Genomic DNA, 716 nt, shown 5'->3' with positions numbered 1-716 from the left:
CCGGGTTGCGGACAGTGTCTGGTGGGTAGTTTGACTGGGGCGGTCTCCTCCTAAAGAGTAACGGAGGAGCACGAAGGTTAGCTAATCCTGGTCGGACATCAGGAGGTTAGTGCAAAGGCATAAGCTAGCTTGACTGCGAGAGTGACGGCTCGAGCAGGTGCGAAAGCAGGTCTTAGTGATCCGGTGGTTCTGAATGGAAGGGCCATCGCTCAACGGATAAAAGGTACTCCGGGGATAACAGGCTGATACCGCCCAAGAGTTCATATCGACGGCGGTGTTTGGCACCTCGATGTCGGCTCATCACATCCTGGGGCTGAAGTAGGTCCCAAGGGTATGGCTGTTCGCCATTTAAAGTGGTACGCGAGCTGGGTTTAGAACGTCGTGAGACAGTTCGGTCCCTATCTGCCGTGGGCGCTGGAGAATTGAGGGGGGCTGCTCCTAGTACGAGAGGACCGGAGTGGACGCATCACTGGTGTTCGGGTTGTCATGCCAATGGCATTGCCCGGTAGCTAAATGCGGAAGAGATAAGTGCTGAAAGCATCTAAGCACGAAACTTGCCCCGAGATGAGTTCTCCCTGACTCCTTGAGAGTCCTGAAGGAACGTTGAAGACGACGACGTTGATAGGTCGGGTGTGTAAGTGTAGCGATACATTGAGCTAACCGATACTAATGAACCGTGAGGCTTAACCTTACAACGCCGAAGATGTTTTGGCGAA

Annotated in this window: 1 rRNA gene; it reads left to right on the top strand. The window is 53.6% G+C overall.

Going from position 1 to position 716, the window contains the following annotated elements:
* A 23S ribosomal RNA gene (locus tag OGX97_RS00600) occupies positions 1 to 691 on the top strand; the annotation flags it as partial.
* Between the last annotated feature and the right edge of the window lie 25 nt (positions 692 to 716).

The sequence above is a fragment of the Citrobacter sp. Cpo061 genome (genome assembly GCF_030332845.1).
Lineage (GTDB): Bacteria > Pseudomonadota > Gammaproteobacteria > Enterobacterales > Enterobacteriaceae > Citrobacter > Citrobacter portucalensis.
Note: the sequence above shows the minus strand (reverse complement) of the source record. Positions and strands in the feature narration are given on the sequence as shown.